The organism is Arthrobacter sp. Ld5, assembly GCF_051172775.1.
Lineage (GTDB): Bacteria > Actinomycetota > Actinomycetes > Actinomycetales > Micrococcaceae > Arthrobacter_D.
The window spans coordinates 126543-144017 of record NZ_JBPKBO010000002.1 but is presented as its reverse complement, the minus strand read 5'-3'; the positions used below and the strand labels follow the sequence as shown (position 1 = coordinate 144017).

Annotated in this window: 17 protein-coding genes; 1 reads left to right on the top strand and 16 read right to left on the bottom strand. The window is 69.6% G+C overall.

Annotated elements, in window-relative coordinates; translation table 11 throughout:
• Positions 1 to 10: 10 nt before the first annotated feature.
• The 10 genes from ACSGDB_RS01065 to ACSGDB_RS01020 form a co-directional block, all read right to left on the bottom strand.
• On the bottom strand, positions 11 to 784 hold the full coding sequence (locus ACSGDB_RS01065; RefSeq protein WP_434992112.1) for an SDR family oxidoreductase: 774 nt from the start codon (positions 782 to 784) through the stop codon (positions 11 to 13).
• Positions 784 to 1680 carry a dihydrodipicolinate synthase family protein gene (locus ACSGDB_RS01060; RefSeq protein WP_434992109.1) on the bottom strand — a complete coding sequence of 299 codons (897 nt, stop codon included), beginning with the start codon at positions 1678 to 1680 and terminating at the stop codon, positions 784 to 786. Before ACSGDB_RS01060 ends, ACSGDB_RS01065 begins: the two co-directional genes overlap by 1 nt.
• A complete protein-coding gene (locus ACSGDB_RS01055; protein WP_434992108.1) occupies positions 1677 to 2954 on the bottom strand; it encodes an MFS transporter in 1278 nt (425 codons plus the stop codon). Before ACSGDB_RS01055 ends, ACSGDB_RS01060 begins: the two co-directional genes overlap by 4 nt.
• A complete protein-coding gene (locus tag ACSGDB_RS01050; RefSeq protein ID WP_434992107.1) occupies positions 2951 to 5146 on the bottom strand; it encodes a TRAP transporter permease in 2196 nt (731 codons plus the stop codon). Before ACSGDB_RS01050 ends, ACSGDB_RS01055 begins: the two co-directional genes overlap by 4 nt.
• On the bottom strand, positions 5143 to 5646 hold the full coding sequence (locus ACSGDB_RS01045; RefSeq protein ID WP_434992106.1) for a hypothetical protein: 504 nt from the start codon (positions 5644 to 5646) through the stop codon (positions 5143 to 5145). Before ACSGDB_RS01045 ends, ACSGDB_RS01050 begins: the two co-directional genes overlap by 4 nt.
• Positions 5647 to 5649: 3 nt before the next feature.
• Positions 5650 to 6648, bottom strand: coding sequence for a TAXI family TRAP transporter solute-binding subunit (locus ACSGDB_RS01040; protein ID WP_434992105.1), 999 nt, complete (start codon positions 6646 to 6648; stop codon positions 5650 to 5652).
• Positions 6649 to 6713: 65 nt separating this feature from the next.
• Positions 6714 to 7319 carry a carboxymuconolactone decarboxylase family protein gene (locus tag ACSGDB_RS01035; RefSeq protein ID WP_434992104.1) on the bottom strand — a complete coding sequence of 202 codons (606 nt, stop codon included), beginning with the start codon at positions 7317 to 7319 and terminating at the stop codon, positions 6714 to 6716.
• Positions 7312 to 8016: an SDR family NAD(P)-dependent oxidoreductase gene (locus ACSGDB_RS01030; RefSeq protein WP_434992102.1), complete on the bottom strand. Its 705-nt coding sequence runs from the start codon at positions 8014 to 8016 to the stop codon at positions 7312 to 7314. Before ACSGDB_RS01030 ends, ACSGDB_RS01035 begins: the two co-directional genes overlap by 8 nt.
• 139 nt (positions 8017 to 8155) lie before the next feature.
• A complete protein-coding gene (locus ACSGDB_RS01025) occupies positions 8156 to 8863 on the bottom strand; it encodes a GntR family transcriptional regulator (RefSeq protein ID WP_434992101.1) in 708 nt (235 codons plus the stop codon).
• Between the two features lie 295 nt (positions 8864 to 9158).
• On the bottom strand, positions 9159 to 9392 hold the full coding sequence (locus tag ACSGDB_RS01020) for a hypothetical protein (protein WP_434992100.1): 234 nt from the start codon (positions 9390 to 9392) through the stop codon (positions 9159 to 9161).
• On the opposite strand from ACSGDB_RS01020, the gene ACSGDB_RS01015 reads away from it, so the two are divergent.
• Positions 9391 to 10398, top strand: a complete 1008-nt coding sequence (locus ACSGDB_RS01015; RefSeq protein WP_434992099.1) for a GmrSD restriction endonuclease domain-containing protein — start codon at positions 9391 to 9393, stop codon at positions 10396 to 10398. The two genes, ACSGDB_RS01020 and ACSGDB_RS01015, sit on opposite strands and share 2 nt — an antisense overlap.
• Before the next feature lie 75 nt (positions 10399 to 10473).
• Here the strand turns inward: ACSGDB_RS01015 and ACSGDB_RS01010 are convergent, their stop codons facing one another.
• The 6 genes from ACSGDB_RS01010 to ACSGDB_RS00985 form a co-directional block, all read right to left on the bottom strand.
• Complete coding sequence (locus ACSGDB_RS01010) at positions 10474 to 11376, bottom strand: aldo/keto reductase (protein WP_434992098.1); 903 nt, start codon at positions 11374 to 11376, stop codon at positions 10474 to 10476.
• Between the two features lie 9 nt (positions 11377 to 11385).
• Complete coding sequence (locus ACSGDB_RS01005; protein WP_434992097.1) at positions 11386 to 12990, bottom strand: alpha-amylase family glycosyl hydrolase; 1605 nt, start codon at positions 12988 to 12990, stop codon at positions 11386 to 11388.
• Entirely contained in the window at positions 12987 to 13877 is an 891-nt protein-coding gene (locus ACSGDB_RS01000) for a carbohydrate ABC transporter permease (protein ID WP_434992096.1), read from the bottom strand. Before ACSGDB_RS01000 ends, ACSGDB_RS01005 begins: the two co-directional genes overlap by 4 nt.
• Positions 13877 to 14890, bottom strand: coding sequence for a carbohydrate ABC transporter permease (locus tag ACSGDB_RS00995; RefSeq protein WP_434992095.1), 1014 nt, complete (start codon positions 14888 to 14890; stop codon positions 13877 to 13879). The genes ACSGDB_RS01000 and ACSGDB_RS00995 overlap by 1 nt, the downstream gene beginning before the upstream one ends.
• Positions 14891 to 14958: 68 nt before the next feature.
• Entirely contained in the window at positions 14959 to 16284 is a 1326-nt protein-coding gene (locus tag ACSGDB_RS00990; RefSeq protein ID WP_434992094.1) for an ABC transporter substrate-binding protein, read from the bottom strand.
• Between the two features lie 40 nt (positions 16285 to 16324).
• Positions 16325 to 17302 carry a LacI family DNA-binding transcriptional regulator gene (locus tag ACSGDB_RS00985; RefSeq protein WP_434992093.1) on the bottom strand — a complete coding sequence of 326 codons (978 nt, stop codon included), beginning with the start codon at positions 17300 to 17302 and terminating at the stop codon, positions 16325 to 16327.
• Between the last annotated feature and the right edge of the window lie 173 nt (positions 17303 to 17475).

Below are 17475 nucleotides of genomic sequence, written 5' to 3'. Positions count from 1 at the left end.
GGGACGGGGTCTAGTAGGAGCGCACCATGCCGCCGTCGCACCGGATCTGTTCTCCGGTGACGTACGACGCCGGCGCACTGGCCAGGAAGGTGACGACGGCCGCGAACTCGGCCGGGGTGCCGTACCGGCGCGCCGGGATCCCGGCCTCGGACGCGGCACGCGCCTCGGCGGGCGTGGCGCCGGTCCGCTTCGCCGCTGCCGAGTCGAGGGACGCGACACGCTCGGTGTCGATGCGGCCGGGGAGCACCATGTTGACGGTCACGCCGTCGGCGGCGACCTCGGACGCCAGGGTCTTGAGGTATCCCGCGAGCCCGGCACGGCCGAGGTTCGACAGCGCGAGGTTGGGCAGCGGCTGCTGCACGCCGCTGGAGCCGACGGCCACGATCCGCCCCCAGCCGCGCCGGCGCATGCCGGGGAGCACGAGGGAGGTGAGCCGCAGGTGCTGGAGGAGCAGCTGGTTCACGGCGGCGAGCGCCTGCTCATCGGTGATGTCGGCCGCTCCGCCGGGAGCGGGCCCGCCGCTGTTGAGGACCAGGACGTCGATCGGCCCGAAGGCCTGCTCCGCGGCCTCCACCAGGGCGGCCGGCGCGCCTTCGTCGTTCAGGTCCAGGGCGATCCCGACGGCGGAGGGCAGGCGGGCCGCCTCGGCCTGCACCACGTCCTCGCGGCGGGCGGCGAGCACCACGTTCGCCCCCTCGGCGCCGAGCGCCTGCGCGATCGCCAGGCCGATCCCGGAGCTCGCTCCGGGCACCAGCACGTTCTTCCCTGTCAGTCCGGTGTCCATCAGGCGATCTCCATTCGTACGGCGTCGAGGTGTGCGTCGATCAGGTCCGCGAGTTCCCGCGGCAACGAGGGTGAGGGCGGCCGGACGGACGCGTCGGCGATGATCCCGCGGCGGCGCAGGATCTCCTTGCGCAGGGCGAGGCCCACCCCGGGCTGGCCCTCGAAGTTCGCCAGGGGAAGCCAGGGGGCGAAGGCATCACGGGCCGCGGAGAACCCGCCGTCGGCGAAGGCCGTCAGCGCGATCTGCAGGCCTTCGGGGTGGGAGAACCCGGTCATGGCGCCGGCCGCGCCCGCGGCGAGCTCGTCCAGCAGGCCCACGCCGCCCAGCCCGCCGAAGACCGGGACGTCCGTGGACCGGGCCAGCTTCGCGATCGCGGCAGCGGTGGGGGGTGCCTCCGATTTCACGGCGACGACGAAGTCACACTGCTCCACGACGCGCAGGATCTGTTCGGCACTGATCCTCACGCCCGAGGCCACCGGGTAGTCCTGCAGCACGATGCCCGCCCCCGTGGCGCGATGGACGGCCCGCAGGTGGGCGGCCAGCACGTCCGGGTCGCCGGTGTTCGCCTGCACCATGAGCGCCGCCAGATTGCTGCCGGCGGCCGTGACGGCGGTGGTCCCCTGCTCGATGGCCACGGCGGTGGTGCGGGCGGACAGGCCGACGACGAGCGGGGTGCTCCCCGCCTCCTCCGCGACCGTACCGACGATGAGGGACTGCTCGGCAGCGGTCAGGGATACGCCCTCACCGAAGACGCCGAGGACCACCATCCCGGTGGCGTGCAGGCCCGTGTACAGCTGGACCTCGCGGCGCAGCGACGCGGTGTCGACGGCGAAGTCCGGTCCGCTGAACGGCGTCGCCAGTACCCCCCAGAGTCCGGGGGAGAGGTGGTCGGTCATCGGGATGTTCCTTTCATCGGTGTTCCTCCGGGACGAGATGGGCGGACCTGCCGGGGTGACATCGTCGGCGCGGGGTGCTCCTCCGGGCCAGCGGCGGATGCCGCCCGCGCGGCGCGGATGGTCCGTCGGCCGAGGCGGAAGGTCACGGCGGCGGCGAGGGAGACGACGGCGGCGGCGAGCCAGGCGGTCCGGTAGGAGGTCGCGGTGACGAGCAGGCCGAAGAGCAGGGGTCCGGCGGCGGCGCCGAGCGAGAGTCCGGTCTGCAGGACGCCGGTGGCCGCGGCGGCCCCCTGCCGGTTGTCGCGTACCACCGCGAAGTGGACGAGTCCGGGCCAGGTCCAGCCCGCGGAGTAGGCCAGTACCGCGCCGGCGAGGAAGGCGAGGGAGGACCCGGTGCTCAGCAGGACGTAACCGACCACCCCCGCGGTCAGCAGGTTGGCTATGAGGATGTAGGGGCTGCGCTGCGGGAAGCGGTCCATGGCTGCGCCCAGTGCTATCCGGATGAGGAGCCCCAGGAGCGCGGTGCCGGCGAAGAGGTATCCGGCCGCACTGGGCGACACGCCGGACTCCACGGCGGAGTCCACGAGGAAGACTCCCATGGCGGTGGCGGCGGCAGCGGCCAGGGCCGCACCGATGGACAGCAGCACCAGGCCGCGCCGGGGGGTTCCGCGGTCGGCCGGCGCGGCGGATTCCGTCTCCGGGCGGGGTGCCTCCCCGGCCGGGAAGGCGGTCCGGAGTGCCAGGCCGACGGCGAGGACCACGCCCAGGGCGAAGGCGTAGCGCCAGCCGAGCACGAGGGCGATCCACGGGACGGCCAGGCCGCCGATCAGGCCCGCAGCGGGGATGGAACACTGCTTGATGCCGAACGCCAGTCCCAGCCGGCCCGGGCTCACGGCCCGGGAGATCCCGAGGTTCGCCGACGGCTGGGCGAGGCCGTTGGCCAGGCCGCCCACGACGAGGGCGGCGATCAGGATCCCGTACGACGGGGCCAGGCCGACGCCGCCGAGGGCGATGGCTGCGAGGACGGCAGAGGCCGTCATGCCCTTCGCCGCGCCGATCCGCTGGACGAGCCGGCCGAGCCGCCGGGCGGTGATCCCGGAGACCGCGAACAGTGTGGCTGCTGCCAGCCCGATCCGGGCGGGTCCGATGTCCAGGTCCGCCCGGATCTGCACGGCCAGGGCGCCGACCAGGAAGGCCGGCAGGACCCCGAGGGTGGTCACCGTGACGGCCCGCAGGAGCGTGCCCCCCGCGCCCGGTGCCTGTGCGGATCTCACGCGGAGTCGGCAGGGCGAGGGCCCCGGCTTCCGGTGGCGGGCGCCCCGTCGACGGCGGTGGCCCCTGCTGTCCCGGCTCCCCCGGGGAGGGTTGCACCGGAGGTGGACCCGCCGGCATCCGTCGGGGTGTCCTTCCCATGCAGCTTGAGCCCGAGGAGGTGCACGACGACGCCGACGGCGATGATCCCGACACCGATGGCGATGTACATCGGTTCCATGACGAGCATCGGCAGCGAGCCCAGCCCCAGCAGGAGGCGTTCGGGCCAGCGGGCCGGCCCGAACAGCCAGGCGCCGGTCGCCACGGCGAGGGCGCCCACCGCCAGCAGCGAGACGCCGAACGCGAGGGCGATGGTGCCGATGCCACCCTGCAGCAGCAGCCCGACGCCCGGGCCGGAGAGCACGAAGATGAACGGGACGAGGAACGCGGAGAGGGTGTAGCGCCAGGTGAGCCACATGGTCTGGATCGGTTTGCCGCCGGTGATCGCGGAGGCCGCGAACGGGGAGAGGGCGGTGGGCGGGGAGACCTCACTGAGTACCGAGTAGTAGAAGATGAACATCGCCGCGGCGTACGCGGGAACGCCCACGTCCTGGAGGGCGGGCCCGATGATGACCCACGAGATGATGAAGCTCGCGGTCACGGGCACGGCCAGCCCCAGCAGGATCACCGAGATCGCCGAGAAGATGGCCGTCAGGAGCAGGCTCCCGCCGGCGAAGTCCACGATGATGTTGGCGAGTTTCAGGCCCAGTCCGGTGAGGGTCATGACGCCGACGATCAGGCCTGCCGCGGCCATGACGGGGATGACCGACAGGGCTCCCGTCGCGCCGGTGGCCAGGGCATCGAAGATGCGCCGGGGGGTCATCCATGACTCCCGGTCGAGGAAGCTGAGGGCGAAGGCGAGGATGGTGGCGTAGACGACGGCGCGGAACGGTGTCATCCCCATGGCCATGAACACGACGATGGCGACGAGCGAGCTGAAGTGGTAGCCGAAACGCAGCAGCAGCTTGCCCACCGGCTTGACGTCGAAGTCCACGGCCTTGGTCTTGAAGCGGCGTGCGTCCATCTCGATGGCCAGGATGATGCCGAAGTAGTAGAGCACGGTGGGGATGGTGGCCCAGATCAGCACCTGGAGGTACGAGACGCCGAGGAGGGCTGCGATGATGAAGGCGGCCGCTCCGAGGGTGGGAGGGGACATGATGGCGCCGATCCCAGCGGCGGCGAGGATGGCGCCGCCGTGTTCCTTCGGGTAGCCGGCCTTGCGGAGCAGCGGCCAGGAGATACCGCCCAGGGTGACGGTGGTTGCCACACCCGAGCCCGAGACCGTGCCCAGGAGGAATCCGGCGAGGGTCACGGTGCGGCCCGGCCCGGACTTGGACTGGCCGAAGGCGGAGAAGGAGAGGTCGATGAAGAACTTGGTTGCCCCCGACGCCCCGAGAACCGCTCCGTAGATGGTGAACAGGATGATGTAGGTCGCTGCCACGTCGGTGGGGACGCCGAAGAGCCCTTGCGTGCCCATGACGTTGTGGCCGACCAGGCGGACCCAGTCGAAGGACGAGGTGTTGAACGGGGCGGGAACGAACGAGCCGAAGGAGGCATAGGCGAAGAAGCCCACGACCACCAGTGGCACGAGGATCCCGACGGTCCGGCGTGATGCCTCGAGGGTCACGAGGATGGCGATCACGCCCATGGCCAGGTCGAGATAGGTGGGCGTGATCGCCCGCCGGAAGAAGCCGTCCCAGTCGGAGATGATGTAGAGGAACGGGACCAGTGCCACGAGCGCGAGCACCCAGTCGACGATTCCCGGGTTGTCCCCCGACTTCTTCGCTTTCGCGGATTCCGACCTTCCCCACCCCCGATAGACGAGGAAGGTCAGGGACAGGCCGATCCCGAGGAACAGCGGGAGGTAGAACTGGGTGGGCATGGGGTTGAAGACCCAGTAGAGGGCCAGGAGTGAAAGCCCTGCACCGCCGATCTTGATCAGCAGGCCAGGGGTCCCGCTGAGGCGCCGCGCAGGTTTCTCCGCCTCGTACTCGGCGATCAGCGCTTCCTCGTCGATGTACTCCTCCCGCTCCAGGGGGCTGACCGGCTCGCCCTCCTTCGGCTTTGCGAGGTCCGTCCGCTCATCCGGCGTCGGGGCCTTGTGCTTCGGGGCATGCGCCTTCACGGCGCCGTTGCCGTCTGGTCGCTCGGTCATGGTGTCTCCTTGAGATCTAACTCGACGAACGGGTTGTCGTCTTCCACTAGGCTCCACAGTTCGAGCGGCGGAGCGCCTTGCACGTGTAGCGTGCGCTGTCCGAGATCGGTCGCCGCGATCGAGAGTTTTTCGAACACCGCCGGACGCGCGGGGTCCGGTTCGACGACCCATTCCCGCCGATCGGCGTCTCCGGCAGCGGACGGGGCGCCGGGAACTGCGTAGTACTCCTCGAGCACCGCGAGCTGGTCGGCGGCGAGCTGATCCAGCACGAAGGTGCCGTCGGGCGCGAGGATGTAGCGTTCCTCGGCCCGCGTGCCGTACAGCGAATTGCGGTAGCTCACGGAGAAGCTGGTCCCGGTGAGCGGGACACGCGCCAGCTCGCCGTCGTCGTTGGTGATGCTGATGAACAGGTCCGGTTCGCCGGACGCGCCGGCGAACCCCACACCCCCCAGCATGCCGAGGCAGGTGAGGGCGACGACGACGGCGGCCGGCTTGCGCATGGCCTAGCCCGCGGCCTCGTCGAAGTAGGCCTGGGCGCCCGGGCAGGTGTCGATGTAGGAGATGTCGCCGGCAGTGGCGGCATCGAGCTCGACAGCGGCGGGGTGGACCTGGACGAGGGCTTCCTCGTTGTCGAAGATCGCCCGGGTGATGTCCTCCTGGAGCTGCTCGTCCATCGACGGGCTGGTCACGAGCAGGTTCGGTGAGGCGATGGCGGGGACGGCTTCGGTCTGGCCCTCGTAGGTGTTGGCCGGGATGTCCTCCGCGACGTAGTAGTCGCCGTACTCGGAGGCCAGGGGCTCCGCGTATTCGCCGATGGGAACGAGCACCATGTCGCCGTCGCTCGCGAGGTCGATGAGCGCACCCGTGGGAAGGCCGCCGGACCAGAATCCGGCGTCGATGGTGCCGTCGCGCAGGGCGGCCACGGTTTCCGCGGCGCCTAGCTGCCGGCGTTCCACCCCGGTCTCGGGGTCGATGCCGGCGGCTTCGAGGATGCGCAGCGCTGCGACCTCGGTGGCGGAGCCGGGAGCCCCGACGGAGACGACTTTCCCTTCCATGTCCTTGACGGACTGGATTCCGGTTCCGTCCACGCTGACGGCCTGCATGAAGTTGTTGTAGATGTTGCCGAGCGAGCAGATGTCGATGGGGTTGCCCTCGAACTCGCCGGCGCCCTCCACCGCGTCGGACACCACGTCGCCCACCGAGAAGGCCAGCTGGGCGGAGCCGTTCTCGATGAGGAGCATGTTGTCCACGGACGCGTTGGTTTCCTGCACCGTCGCGTCGTAGCCTTCGACGTTGTCGCGGATCACCGTGGCGAAGCCTCCGCCGAGGGGGTAGTAGACGCCGCCGGTGCCGCCGGTCGCGATGGACAGCGACCCTCCTTCCCCGGCGTCGGCACCGCCGCCACCGGAGCTGGGCTCGGGGCTGCCGCAGGCGGAAAGGAACAGGGCGGGCGCGATCAGGGCTGCTGCGCAAAGACGCGTCCTGCTTCGTCTCGTACTCATGGGGTTTCTCCTCTGTCGTTGGTGATTGCGGGGTTGTCAGCGAAACGGATGTGGTGGAGCGGGGCTCAGGGTCCGGGGCCCGGCGCGGGGACGTCCCCGGCCGCGAGCAGCCCGGCGAGCATGCGGTAGTAGCCGATGAGCAGGGACAGCTCCGCGACCCCCGGGTGGCCGAAGTGCTCGAGGACCCCGGCGTGGATCTCCTCGCTGACAGCGGTCTGGCGGAGAAGCGCCGCGGTGAAGTCCAGGGCGGCGCGTTCGGCGGGGGAGAGGGTGGGCGGCACAGTGCCGTTCCGGAGGTGGTCCAACTCGGTCTCGCTGACGCCGACCGTCATCGCCACCCGGCTGTGGGCGTACCACTCGTACGCCGAGTCGAGCTCCGCGGAGATCGCACAGATGACCAGTTCGCGCAGCCGCCCGTCGAGGGTCCCGCCGAAGCGCAGGACCGCACCCAATGCCTGGACGGCGTCGCCGATCGCCGGGGCGAAGAGCAGCGCGTTGAACGGGCCCGCCAGGGAGCCGTCGTCGTAGATCATCGTGAAGGCGCCGTTGCCGCGCGGGGGTCCCGCGATGGAGTCATACACGGCACGCTGCTCGTCGGAGAGCTCGGCCGGGATCAGGAGCGGGAACCGCCCTGCGGTCTGCGGCGTGGCGTGCCCGGTGGCGTCAGACAAGGGTCCGGCCCCCGTCCACATACAGGACGTGCCCGGTGACGAATGCGGCCTGCCGGGAGGCGAGGTAGAGCACCGGGCCGGTGAGGTCTGCGACGGTGCCCAAGCGGCCGGCCGGCACGAGGTCCGTGTAGTGCTCTCGAATGCCCGGCCGTCCGAGATGGGCGGTGGTCAGGTCCGTCTCGACGTAGCCGGGTGCGATCGCATTGACTGTCACCCCACTGGCTGCCCACTCACGCGCCATGACGCGTACGAGCTGGTTCAACCCACCTTTGCTCGCGGCGTAGGGCCCGTGGTCGGCGTGGGCGAGCAGGCCCGACACGGAGGAGCAGTAGACCTGCCGGCCGTACCCGGCGTCGACCATGACCCCGCCCGCTGCCCGACCGAGGAGGAAGGCGCTGGACAGGTTGACGGCCATGATCCTGTCCCAGTCCTCATCCGTGGTGTCGAGAATGGGCACACGGTTGTTGATGCCGACGGCGTGGACGAGGACATCGAGGCCGCCGAGTTCCGTCCGGGCGGCGTGCACGGCCTGCTCACAGCCGCTCGTGGTCGTGAGATCGGCGGTGACGATGCCGGCGGTGCCGGCAAGACCTGCCAGGCGTTCGGCGCTCTGATCCGCGACCATCACCCGTGCACCGGCCTCGAGGAAGGCATCGGTGCAGGCCGCGCCGATGCCGCCGGCACCGGCCACCAGCACGCGTTGCTCCTTCAATCCAAGCCAGTCAGCCAAGGGAAGCATCTCCGATTCGATGGGCGGAACGAGGTCCTTCGGTGCACCTCTCTGGAGACTGTATACAATTCGAGGGCAAAATGTAACCCTCGTCACATGCTTTCGGTCAGGAGGCCCCTTGTGGCCCGCCCTCCCGGGGAGACTCGGCTTCCAGAAACGTCCGCAGAGCCTTGACGGCGTGCTCGCGGTGCTCATCGAGCAGGAGGATGAGCTTCTCGGCGTCCCGTTCAGCGAAGGCGTCGATCATCAGGGCGTGTTCATGCTCCACCCGTGAGCGGTTGGAAGGCGTCCCGTAGTACACGAACCGATAGGCGTCGGTGGCGTCCCACAGGATCTTGATGACTCGTTCCAGACGCGGCATCCCGGCTGCCTCCACGAGCACGAAGTGGAACCGCCGGTTCGCCTCGGTCATCCTCAGCAGGTCGCCCTCGCTGCTCGCCGTCTCGACATCCCGGGCAGCGACCTTCAGGTTGTTCAGGACGGCGCCGTCGGGATTCTTCGCCAGTGCGACCCGCGCGGCCTCTCCTTCGAGGAGCTGCCGGATCCGATACACCTCCAGCAGGTCCGCGAGGGAAAGCGTGGCAACCCGATGGCCACGGTGGGGTTCATAGACGACCTGCCCCTCGGATTCGAGGGTCTTCAGCGCTTCCCGCAAGGGCACGCGGCTTACGCCGAATCGCTCGGCCAGCGCATCCTGGCGCAGGGGCTGCCCGGGCAGGAACTCGCCTGCGATGATCGCGCGCCGAAGCTCTGCGAGCACGAAGGCCTGGGTGGTGGGCGGACGTCTGGAACCTCCGGAGTTGCCACTCGTCATCAAACCAGTCCAGCCTGTTCAGTTCTCATCGTCAGCATTCTAGCTCGGGCGTGGTCGGGCCCACGTGTGTGCCCGGTGGGTCAGCTTCGGTCTTCTTGCGTGGTTCAGAGAGCGGAAATCGGAGGGTCAAAGAATGTCTCCGGAGCACATTGTCCCTGGCGATCGCCGGACGGTCTCGCCAAGCATTGACCTCAGTTGTCCACATAGGAGCTTCGACACGACGGGCCGGCCGCCGGTGTGCTAGTGACGCGCCCTGTATTCTTCGTTCACTTGTCTCATCACGATGACTGTCTGATCATTCGACGTCACCGCCAGCCCCGGGGGTCTCCATCAGTTCTTTCTCGCATTCGCCTGGCCAGAAAAAGTCCAGGCCTTTCACAGCGCGCTGGTCCACGCAGCTTTTCGCCGGGGCGGCCGCCCTCGCCCTCCTCAGTGGGTGCGCCAGTGCGACGGCCCTGGACACTGCTCCGGCGGCTACCACCGGATCCGGCTCTGCAGCGGTGTCCGACCCATCGACGCCGTCGGCCATGCCGACTCCCTCCGCGACGCCGACACCGTCGCCCACCCCGAGTCCGACGCCGTCGGACGTCGCCCCGCTGGATTCCGACACCGTTCCCGAGGCGGACGGGGTGCCCCGCGCGCCGTCGGACCAGCCTGCCTTCAACACCACCGCGCTCGCCGTGCTGGAGACGCTGCCCATCAGGGGTCGGGCCCCGAAGACCGGGTACGACCGCGAGGAATTCGGGCAGGCGTGGCTCGACGTGGACCGCAACGGCTGCGACACCCGTAACGACATGCTGAACCGCGACCTCACGGAGATCGTCCACGCCAACTCGGTGCCCTGCAAGGTGCAGTCCGGCGTCCTGGCCGATCCCTACACCGGGACCACCATCCCGTTCCTGCGCGGCCAGGCGACCAGCAGCGAGGTGCAGATCGACCACGTCGTCGCGCTCTCGGACGCATGGCAGAAGGGCGCCCAGCAGCTGACCTTCGACCAGCGCGTCGCGTTCGCGAACGATCCGCTGAACCTGCAGTCCACGGACGGCCCCATCAACCAGCAGAAGAGCGACGGCGACGCCGCGACCTGGCTGCCGCCGAACAAGGGCTACCGCTGCGAGTACGTGGCCAGGCAGATCTCGGTCAAGGCCACCTACACCCTGTGGGTCACGCAGGCCGAGTACGACGCCATGGCGACCGTTCTTGCCGACTGCAACGGCATCTTCGCGCCGACCAACCAGATCGCGCCGTCGGTCGCGGAACCGGTTGCACCGGTCGAGACGCCGGCACCGGCGCCCGTGGAACCTCCCGCTCCGGCGTCCGCGCCCGTTGCACCCGCCCCCGTCGTGCCTGCACCGGTGGCACCTGCCCCGGTCGCTCCCGCACCCGTGGCGCCAGCACCGGTGGCACCGGCTCCGGTGGCTCCCTACGCGAACTGCGACGCTGTCCGCGCGGCCGGCGCGGCTCCCATCTACGCGGGCAGCCCTGGCTTCCAGCCGAAGCTCGACCGAGACGGCGACGGGGTCGCCTGCGAGTAGCACGATGTTCTGAAGACGACGACGGCGGGGCAGTCACCTCAGGTGACTGCCCCGCCGTCGTAGTTCAGCAGGAATCTACATGCTCCACAGCTCCGCGTGGATGTCCGTCTCGTCCGACCAGTGCCGGTGCAGGGCGAACAGCTCGTCCACGATGTCCTGCGGCAGGGGCGTGATGTCCCGGCTGCAGGCGAGCAGTTCCCGCAGGTTCTCCTCGCGGCTCGCCGAGCCGACCGTGGAGACCACCTGCGGAGTGCTGTGTGCGAAGCGGATGCAGAACTCGGCCCAGCTCTCGATGCCGGAGCGCTCGAAGATCGGGGCCACCTCGACGGCACGCTCCTGGAGGTAGGGCTTCCACGCGGCACCCGGGACGTCCCGCAGCGCCTGCACGGGTGCGCCGGCAACGGTGCGCATCGAGATGATGGCCTTGTCCTGCGCCAGCAGTTCGTCCCACAGCTCGTTCGACGCGAAGCGCTGCAGCGGGTTGAGGTAGAAGATGTAGCCGTCGACCAGCCCGTCCAGGTGCCCGGCCAGCAGCGCCTTGAGCGGGGCTTCCGACGTCCACGGGAAGATCTCGAGGACGAAGCGCCTCACCAGTCCCTCGTCCTTGATGCGCTGCAGCTCGGCGAGCGTGGGCCCGCCCGACGGCATATCGTCGGCGAAGGCGCCGACGCCGGTGAGCTGCCCGATGTCGATGGACCGGATGCCCAGGGGCTCGATGTTCTCGGCGATGGTGGCGCGGACGTCGTCGGCCGTCCCGCCGCCCAGCTTCACGATCACCGGCGGGACCTTGCTGCGGTTCTCCTCGAACGCCGCGCCGAGGACTTCCAGGGCGTGGTCGTACTGGCGCGAGGTGTGGAGCCAGAGGCCGGCGTCGATCGCCGTGCGCGCCATGTGCGCCTGCTGCTCGCGGGGGACGTCGTCGTGCCCGAGCCGCGTGGTGCCGTAGATGAACGGGGGGAGGTCTGCCAGGAGTTTCATTGCCTCAGGCTACCGGTCCCACGCCAACACCCAGGCCGCGGCGTCGGGCGGGAGGAGCCCCTCCGCCGTCAGAGGCGAGGAGGCCAGCACGACGTCGCCGGCGGGGAGGCGCGCGGGCCCATCGCCCATCGCGACGGCGACGAGAAAGCGGTCCGACCGCTCGCAGACGAGCAGGCCGCCGTCCTCGACACGCCAGCTGCCGCCGTCGTCGGGCGACAGGACCTCCTTCTCGGTCAGCTCCCTCCGCAGTGCGAGGGCGGTCCTGACGAGGTGCAGGGTCGACCCGTCGCGGCCGTGATGGGCCTCGACGGAGTGCGAACCCCACGTCTCCGGCGCCGGCAGCCAGGGCTCCGAAGCGTCCGCGGAGGAGAAGCCGAACGTGCCGTCCGGCGCGACGGTCCACGGCAGCGGCACCCGGGCGCCGTCGCGTGACACGCCGCCCCGCGTCCACATCGGGTCCACCCGGGCTTCGAGCGGCACCTCGACCTCGGGCAGTGTCAGCTCCTGGCCCTGGTAGATGTACGCGCCGCCGGGCAAGCCGAGGACGGCGAGCAGGCCCGCCCGGGCACGCCGGGCACCACGGTCACCGCCGCCGAACCGCGTGGCGGACCGGACGAGGTCGTGGTTCTCGAGCGCCCAGGTGGGCGGCGCCCCGTGCTCCCTGCGGGCGGCTTCGAGGTCGGTCCCGACGGCGGCCCACACGGCCGCATCCCAGTGGAGCTTGGCGAAGGAGAACGCGAAGGCCTGGTGCATCTCGTCGTGCCGGGTATAGCGGGCGGCGCGGTGGGGCTCGAGGTTCACCTCCCCGACCAGCACCCGCTCCTGGGCGTAGGACGCGGCGAGGCGGCGCCACCGCCGGTAGACCTCGTGCACCTCCTCCTGGTCGGAGACCTGCGGGTTCGAGCGCAGTCCGTCCACCACCGCAGTGGTACTGGCGCTGTCCGGCAGGCCCTCGGCCTTGAACAGCGCGTGGGCGACGTCGATACGCAGGCCGTCGACGCCCTTGTCGAACCAGAACCGGAGCACGTCCTCGAAGTAGTCGCCCACTTCGGGATTCCGCCAGTTCCAGTCCGGCTGCTCCGGCGCGAAGAGGTGCAGGTACCACTGCTGGTCCGTGTCCGATCCGGGGTCCACCCTGCTCCAGGCGCGGCCGCCGAAGACGCTCTGCCAGTTGTTCGGAGGAGTGTCGCCGTCGGCCCCGTCCGCGAAGTGGAACAGGGCGCGCTCGGGGGAGCCGGGGCCCGCCGCGACGGCGGCCTGGAACAGCGGATGCTCGGAGGAGCAGTGGTTGGGCACCACGTCGAGGAAGAGCCGGAGCCCGAGGGCGTGTGCGGCGTCGAGCAGGGCGTCGAACTGCGCCATGGTCCCGAACAGCGGGTCGACGCCGCAGTAGTCGCTGACGTCGTAGCCCTGGTCCACCTGCGGGGAGGGCTGGAACGGCGTCATCCAGATGCCGTCCACGCCGAGGGACGCGATGTAGGGCAGGCGGGTCAGCAGACCGGAGAGGTCGCCCACGCCGTCGCCGTCGCCGTCCGCGAAGGAGCGCGGATAGACCTGGTAGACGACGGCGTCCTGCCACCAGCCCCGCGTGTGGGCGGGAGCGGGTCCGCTCACTTCGTGGCCCCGGAGGTCAGGCCCTCGACGATGCGACGCTGGAAGATGAGCACCATGATCACCAGGGGGATGGTGACGATCACGCCGGCTGCCATCTGCTCCCCGAAGGGCGCCTGGAACTCGGTGGCTCCCGTGAACTTCGAGATGGCGACGGTGGCGGTCTGCAGGTTGGGGTCGTTGACCATCGACAACGCGATGATGAATTCGTTCCAGCTGTGGATGAAGGTGAGGATCGCCGTCGTGAAGACCCCGGGCGCGGCCAGGGGCAGCAGCACCTTGCGGAACGCCTGCCACTTGGTGCAGCCGTCGATCATCGCCGCCTCCTCGAGGTCGAACGGCAGCGACTTCATGAAGGTGGTGAGGTTCCAGACCGCGAGGGGGATGGCGAAGGACAGGTTGGGCACGATCATCGCCTGGTACGTATTGATCCAGCCGATGTCCGTGAAGAGCCGCAGCAGGGGCACGACGACGGAGATGCCGGGGAACATGGACGTCGCGATGATGACGCCGAGGATGACGGACTTGAAGCGGAAGTCCAGACGGGAGATCGCGTATGCCGCGAAGATGCCGAGCACCAGCGCCGCCGTCGTCGTGATGCCGGCGACGATCAGGCTGTTGAGCAGGGCCTTGCCGAAGAGCGTGGAGCCGTCGAAGACCTTGAGGTAGTTCTCGGCCGAGAACGGCTGGGGGAGCAGGGTGTTGTCGAAGATGTCGGACGTCCGGCGGAAACTCGAGACGAGCATCCAGTAGAACGGCGACAGGCAGTAGACGAAGATGGCCACGAGGCCGAGGTACGTCAGGTACTTCATCCGGCTGCGCTTCTTCGGCCGGCGCTGCGGGGCGTCGTCGGGCGCTTCCGTGGGTGTGAGAACGGGGATCTGGGTCATCAGACGGCCTTTGCCTTCCGGGCACGGCCGACCTTGCGGAGGGCACGCACCTCCTTGGTTCCGGCGACGTCGGCGCCGAGCAGCTTCACGAACACGATGGCGACGAGCGCCACGTAGAGGAACAGGATGACGGCGAAAGCGGACGCCGAGCCGTAGCGCAGTTGATTCGATTCGTCCCACGCCAGCATGGAGAGGGTCTCGACGGATCGTTTGCCCGGCCCGATCAGCACGAACGGGAGGTCGAACATGCGGAGGGCGTCGAGGAGCCGGAAGAGGACCGCGACGAGCAGGGTGGGTTTCACCAGCGGCAGGGTGATCGACCCGAGCTGGCGCCACCAGCCCGCTCCGTCGATGCGGGCTGCCTCGTAGACCTCCTCGGGGATGATCTGCATGCCGGCCAGGACGAGCAGCCCGATGAACGGCGCCGTCTTCCAGACCTCGGCGATGATGACGGCGGCCTTCGCCTGGAAGCCCTCCGCCGTCCAGAGGATCTCGCTGCCGATCAGGTTGTTCGCGATGCCGTCGGACTGGAAGATCCAGCGCCACAGCAGGCCCGAGACGGCCGTCGGGATGGCCCACGGGATGAGGATGCTTGCACGCAGGAACGCGCGTCCCCTGAATGCCCGGTTCATCGCGAGGGCGAGGCAGAGGCCGAGGACCGTCTCCAGGGCGACGGTGGTCAGGGTGAAGAAGGTGGTGTTGGCGAGGGCGTTGAGGAACCGTGCTCCGGTTTCGCCGACGAACAGGTCGGCGTAGTTCCCCAGACCGACGAAGGTCTCGCCCTGCGCCACGAAGCCGTTCTCGTCCAGCCCGGAGGACTCCCGGAAGAGCGACTGGTGGACGGCGGAGATGAGGGGGTAGGCGATCACCAGTGCGAGCACCAGCAGGGTGGGGGAGAGCAGCATCGCCGCCATCCGGCCTTCCCCGGAGGTTCGGCCGCCGGGCTTGCGCTCTCCGGCGGGGGTGCTGCCCGGGGCAGACGGGCGCGGGCGCGCCGGGGTGGTGGTACTCATGGGGTCCTCAGGGAGTCGTCGTGGGAACGGGGCCGTGGCCGCCGGCGCGCCGGCGGCCACGGTGGTGCCTATTCGGCCGAGAGTTCTTCGAGCTTGGCCTGCATGTCGGCCAGGGCCGTCTCGGGGTCCTTCTCTCCGGTGAGGGCGGCGTACGCCTCCTCCTGGATGGCCGTGGTGGTCGCGCCGTACTGGACCACCTTCGGGCGGGGCTGTGCCTTCTCGAGTGACTCGAGGAGGGTGGGGTAGAACGGCCGCTGCTCGACGACGGCGGGGTCCTCGAGGAGCGAGGGGTAGACGGGAGCGCGTGAACTCTTGTCCAGGCGCGCCTCCGACTCCTCCTCGCTGGTGAAGAACGTGATGAAGTCCAGGGCGGTGGCCTTGTTCTCGGTGAACGGCGAGACAGCGAGGTTCCTGCCGCCCAGGGTGGAGACGCCGGGATTGTCGCCGATGCCCGGGATGGCGCTGATGCCGAACTTGTCGACGACGCTGCTGGAGCCGTCCGTCGCGGTCAGCGAGGAGTAGACGAAGGGCCAGTTGCGCAGGAACACGACGTCGCCGTCCTGGAAGGCGCGGCGCCCCTGCTCCTCGAGGTAGGTGATGGCGTCGCTGGGGACCAGGCCCTCCTCGAAGGCCTCCGTGAGCTGGGTGAGGCCCGCGAGGGCTTCCGGGGTGTCCACGGTCGGGTTGCCCTCGGCGTCGAAGACCTGGCCGCCCGCGGAGCCGACGGCTTCGGTGAAGTTCACCGTCAGGGCCTCGTTCTTGTCGAACTGGCCGGCGTAGCAGGACATGTCGGCGGCCTCGGGGAGGGCGAGGACCTTCTCGCAGGCCGCCGTCATCTCGTCCCACGTGGTGGGAGGACCATCGATGCCGGCCGCCTCCAGGAGATCGGAGCGGTGGTAGAGCAGGGCGCCGTCCGTGTAGTACGGGGCGCCGTAGAGGGTGTCGCGGTAGCTCGCGGCGTCGACCGTGGCGGGGATCATTGAGTCCGTGGGCAGGGCGTCCTCGGGCAGCGGCATGATCCACTGGTTCGCGGCGAACTCCGAGGTCCACACGACGTCGAGGTTCAGCACGGAGAAGGTCTCCGACTCGATCTGCGCGTTCTGCACGAGTTGCTGGCGCTGCTGGTCGGCGGAGTCGGGCAGCTCGATGAACGTGACCTGCTCGTCAGGGTGCTCCGCGTTCCACTTGGCGATGCTGTCCTCTGCGGCACCTGATGCGTCGCGCGACGAGACGTAGTTGATCGGACCACGGCCCTCGAAGGCCGCCGCCGCATCCTGCTCCTGCTGCGGCTCGGCGTCGCTGCCGCCTGCCCCGCACCCCGTGAGGGCGAGGACGGAGATGGTCAGTGCTGCGGTCCCGAGCAGGATGTGCCGGGCATGGCGTCGTTGCCTCATGTAGTGCTCCTTGCGAGTGGTGAATCGGATCGGACTGGTATTACGGGCGGGGTGGACCGGTGGAGCCGCGCGCGACGATCGAGTGCGGCACGATGCGCGGCCCGAGGTCACGGGCGCGCAGGAGCTTCCGGACAGCGGTTCTGCCCATGTCCTCGAGGGGCTGGGCGACGGTGCTGAGCGGTGGGTGGACGTGCTGTGACGTCGACGTGTTGTCGAAGCCGAGGACCGAGACGTCGTCGGGGACGCGCCGTCCGCGCTCCTGCAACTCGTTCACCACGGCGGCGGCCATCTCGTCACTGACCGCGAAGACCGCCGTGAGATCCGGATCCTGCCGCAGCAGGTCGTCGAGGCCGGGGGCTCCGCTGTCGTAGAAGAACGTCCCGTGGGCGACGACGGGCGTGAGGCCGGCCTCCGTCATGGCGCGTTCGTAGCCGCGCCGGCGGGGATGTGCGACGAACACCGACGACGGGTCCCCGGCCAGTAGGCCGATCCGCACGTGGCCCAGGTGCAGCAGGTACCGCGTGGCGTCGTAGGCTGCGCGTTCGTCGTCGATCGAGACGCTCGGGGAGCCGGACCTGTCGCTGATCGCGACCGAGATGATCGGGATGTTCGGTCCGAGGACCTGCCGCATCTGCTGGCTGATGACGGCGGAGATCAGGATGACCCCGGCGGCCCGGTAGGTGCGCAGCGTCCGCAGGTAGCCGTCGATGAAGACCGACTGTGATCCCGTTCGTCCCAGCATCACCGCGTACCCGCGCTCGCGGGCGGCTTCCTCGACGCCGCGCATGACCTCGGAGGCCAGGGCGTCGGACACCATGGGGGCGAGCAGGCCGATCACCGACGTCTGCCGTGTCTTCAGACCACGAGCCAGGGAGTCGGTCTCGTAGTTCAGCCGCGCCACGGCCTCCTCGACGCGCTGGCGCGTCTCCTCGGAGTAACCGACGAGACCGTTGACGACCCGTGAGACGGTGGCGGGGGACACGCCCGCGTGGTGTGCCACGTCCCGGATGGTCACCATGTGTCGCCCCTTTCCGGTTCGGCGTAAACGGTTTACGTAAACGGTTTCGTGATCTGCCGCACTAACACTAGGCAGGCATCAGCGGGATTCGTGAACGTTTCGTAAACGGGGTATCGCACCGGGGTGGCTACAGGAGGAGATGGGACTCCACCAGTCCCAGCGCAGCAATTTCT